Here is a 3,949-nt window from a genome sequence, read left to right on the forward strand (position 1 = left end):
CAGATTCTGATTCTGGTCCGGCGGCCGAAGTCGCTTTTCGGGCGAGCTGAAACCGCCGCCCGGCAAAGCCAGCGACCGCGCGCCGGCATCCTTTTCCCAGTCGACCCCCCACGAACCGACGACCGTCAGCACGCTCGCCGCGGCCTTCTGGTCATAGTGCAATTTGACCTCGTCGACCGTCTGCCAGGTGTTGCCGACCAGTTGCTGTCGCAGCCCCGTCAGCAACTGGTCGGCGCTGAGCCCCGACAGCTGCGCCTGTTGTTGCAGGCCCGCGATCCCGCGGGTGATGGTCGTGTTCGTCACGCGCGCGGGCCGATCGAAACCGGCGCGCGCGTCGATCTCGTACAGGCTGATCTCGTCCGGCCGGCCGGCCGGGCGCCACTCGCGCTTTTCCAGATTGCTGCCTCGCGCACCGAGCGGCAGGACCCAGCGATAGTCGATTACCGGATCGGATGCGGGCGCTGCGACCGGCGGCAGCGTGCCATCCAGCCAATAGATCTTGCCGTCGATGCGCGCGCGGACGAGGACATGATCGAACAGTCCGGGATTCGGCAATCGTTCGTCGAAGCCGTCGTCATTGCCCTGATTGTTGACGACGACGGCTTCGGCCTCGATACCCAGCTCGGCGAGCAGCGCGAGCAGCAGCGCGGTCTTGCCCTTGCAGTCGCCATAGCGGCGCTTCCAGGTCTCGTCGGCGGTGGCCGGCGTCAGGTTCCCGTTTCCGAGGCCGACATAGATATAGCGGACGTCCTGCTGGACCAGCTTGAGTGCGGCCGCCGCCTGGTCGAGCGGGCGAGGATGCGCCGACGAGATACGCCGCGCCTCCGCCTTGAGCGGCGAGCTTTCGGAAAGATGCGCGGCCTTGGCGTAAAGCGGTGCGAAATGCCGCGATACCGCGGCCCAGTCGGCGAAATCGCTGTACTCGACCAGCCGTTGCCACTGGAAGCGGGCGGGCGCATCCTTTGGCGGCGTCATCGCCCCCGGATTGTCGAACGGGAAGTCGACGCTGCGCTCACCGCGCCGCGCGACCGCCGCCATGTCCGGGGTCATCCTGAGGTTGGGCTTGTGGCCCTCGTCCCAGTTGAGCCCGAGGCGAAACCGGCCGGGCTGGGGGCTCGGCAACAGGAAGAGAATACCCGAGTCATTCCTTGCCATCGTGGGATCGTTCGACCGTGTGGTCAGGCCGACTTCGAGTTCGTCCCCGACACGCAGGTCAGGCACGCGCAGCACCGCCGTCAATACGCCGTCGAGTACCGCGGCTTCGAGCTGGTCCTCGCGGCGCAATATTTCGAAGGACGCGTTTTTGAGCACGTCGATCGCGGCACCGTCGCGATGGACATTGATCATATGCACCACCGGCGGCCCCGACACGGGGTTCCATGCGATCGAGATGTTGCCGAGTTGCAGGGCATTGGTGTGGAGGAGCCGCATCCGGTAGCCGAGATATTGCGCCTGTCCCTGATCGTCGAGATGGGCAACGACATCCTGCCGGCGGACAAAGAGCGTACCGCTCGCCCCCTCCGGAACCGGCATCAATTCCGACGGGACCACCCAGTCGGGCACCGGTCCCAGCCTGATCTGGCTATCCTCGGCTTTCGCCGACGCAGGCGCAAGCGCGAGCGCGAACAATATCCAACCCGTTATGCGCAATTTCAGTCCCCCCCGGCAGTTCCCGGTATCATGTCAAAAATGGGCCGGGACGCAAGACGTGCGCCGACAAAGCGCTGTCGCGACACTCGTCGAGCCATATGCGCCGTTGGTAGACAAGCGCACGAAATTTCATTATTGCGAACTATTCGCATAAGGACGGGCTGCACTTTGATCGCGGCGCGATTGGGGGGAGCCATGCCGGCCTTTATCTACCGGACGTCGTTCGCGGCGATCCTGTTGTCATCGACCACATCCCTGTCCGCACAGGAAGCGACGGGCGACGCGCCCGCCGCGGTACCGGTGGCCGCGAACGGCGCGCAGCGTTACACGCCAGCCGACTTCACGCGTTTCGCGCCGCGCACCGCGCTCGACATGGTCGAGAAGGTACCCGGGTTCCTGATCGTCACCGGGACCAACGGCGGGGATCGCGGGTTGGGGCAGGCGACCGAAAATGTTCTGATCAACGGCGAGCGCATCGCGAACAAGGCGACCGATGCGCGCACCGCGCTGGCGCGCATCACCGCAGCCGAGGTTGCGCATATCGATATCGTCGACGGCGCGGGACTGAATGTCCCCGGGCTGACCGGACAGGTCGCCAATGTGGTGCTGGTCGCAGGCGCAGGGAGCGGCGGGTTCAAGACGACGATCCGCTGGCAACCCGAATGGCGGCCGCGGCTCGAGGACAATTGGCTGAACGGCGAGATTTCGACGACGGGCCAGATCGGCGGCACCAATCTGACGTTGAGCCTGAAGAACGAGGCGCGGCGGCAGGGGCATTGGGGCCCCGAGCGGCGGTTCGACGCCGACGGCGCGCTGTCGTTCGTGCGCGACGAATTCGGGCGCTATAATGCCGACCAGCCGCGCCTGTCGGCTGCGCTTGCACGCACGGCGGGCAATGGCAACAAGTGGAATTTCAACCTCGGCGGCCAGCTGGTCCGGCTCGACGACCGGGTCATCGGGACGTCGGTCCAGCCCGGCGCCGGCGCCGTCGGCGAGCTGTTCCGCTTCACCGAGGACGAGCATAATTACGACATCGGCGGCGATTACGAGCTGGGGCTGGGCAAGGGACGGCTCAAGCTGATCGGGCTTTACCGGTTCGAGCACAGTCCCTTCGTCGACACCTTCATCGTCGATCGCGAAATCGGCGGACGCAGCGGCGAGCGGTTCAGCCAGACCGCCGACGAGGGCGAGTCGATCCTGCGCGGCGAATATAGCTGGCGCTCCGCGGGCGGCACCGACTGGCAGGTCGCGCTCGAGGGCGCGTACAACACGCTCGATGTCGATGCCGAATTCGCACGGCTGCAGGCGGACGGCAGCTTCCTCCCGGTGGCCTTCGGCGGCGAAAAGACCAGGGTCGAGGAAAAGCGCGGCGAGGCGTCGCTGACCTGGGGACGCGCGCTGGCATCCAATCTGACCGCGCAATTGAACCTGGGCGCCGAATATAGCGAGCTGACCTCGTCGGGGCCCGGCGGGCTGACGCGCCGCTTCGTCCGGCCGAAGGGCAAGCTGGCGCTCGCATGGAAGGTCGGACCGAAAACGACGATCAACTATCAGTTACAGCGGCGCGTCGACCAGCTCGACTTTTTCGATTTCGCCAGCTCGGTCGATGTCGCGAACGGGCAGGGGAATGACGGCAATGGCCTGCTCGTCCCGCCCGTGGTCAACCGCACCGAGCTCGAGTTCGTGCAGGACATGGGCGCGTGGGGCAATGCGTCGGTCGCTTTCGCCTATGCCTATGCGCAGGATCTGGTCGACCAGATCCCGCTGTCGGAAACAACCGAAGGACGCGGCAATTTGCCGCCCGCGCACCTGTATCGCATCAGTTCGAAGGCGACCCTGCTGCTCGACCGGCTGGGATGGAAAGGGGCACGGATCAACGGCGACCTGACTTGGCGGCGCAACCGCGTACGCGACCCGCTGACAAGCGTATGGCGCGACCAGAGCGAAGGGCAGGACTATATCGTCGACCTGAGCCTGCGCCACGATATCCCCGCCACGAACCTTGCGTGGGGCGCGGGTTATTTCGACGAACGATACAGCCCGAACCTGCGGCTCGGCGCGATCGAGCATGAGTTCACCGACGGGCCGTTCGTCACCGCCTTCGTCGAGCACAAGGACGTCGCAGGGTTCACCGTGAAGCTGTCGTACCGCAATCTCGCGGGGATGAAGGACGGGTTCGACCGGACGGTGTTCGTCGACCGCCGCGACGGGCTGGTCGCGTTCAACGAACAGCGGTTGCGCAAGTTCGGACAGTTTTTCCAGCTGACGGTGACGGGGACGCTGTAGGTATCGCGACCGT

General features: G+C 65.6%; 2 protein-coding genes. One reads left to right on the plus strand and one right to left on the minus strand.

Annotation, left to right across the window (positions count from 1 at the left end):
- Positions 1–1,650, minus strand: a 1,650-nt coding sequence (locus VGD20_RS17755; protein WP_331135706.1) for a DUF3857 domain-containing protein, incomplete at its 3' end; no start/stop codon positions are given.
- Between the two features lie 195 nt (positions 1,651–1,845).
- Between VGD20_RS17755 and VGD20_RS17760 the strand changes: the two genes are divergently transcribed.
- Entirely contained in the window at positions 1,846–3,936 is a 2,091-nt protein-coding gene (locus tag VGD20_RS17760) for a TonB-dependent receptor (protein ID WP_331135707.1), read from the plus strand.
- Positions 3,937–3,949 lie beyond the last annotated feature (13 nt).

Source organism: Sphingopyxis sp., from assembly GCF_036402335.1.
In the GTDB taxonomy this organism is placed as follows: Bacteria; Pseudomonadota; Alphaproteobacteria; order Sphingomonadales; family Sphingomonadaceae; genus Sphingopyxis.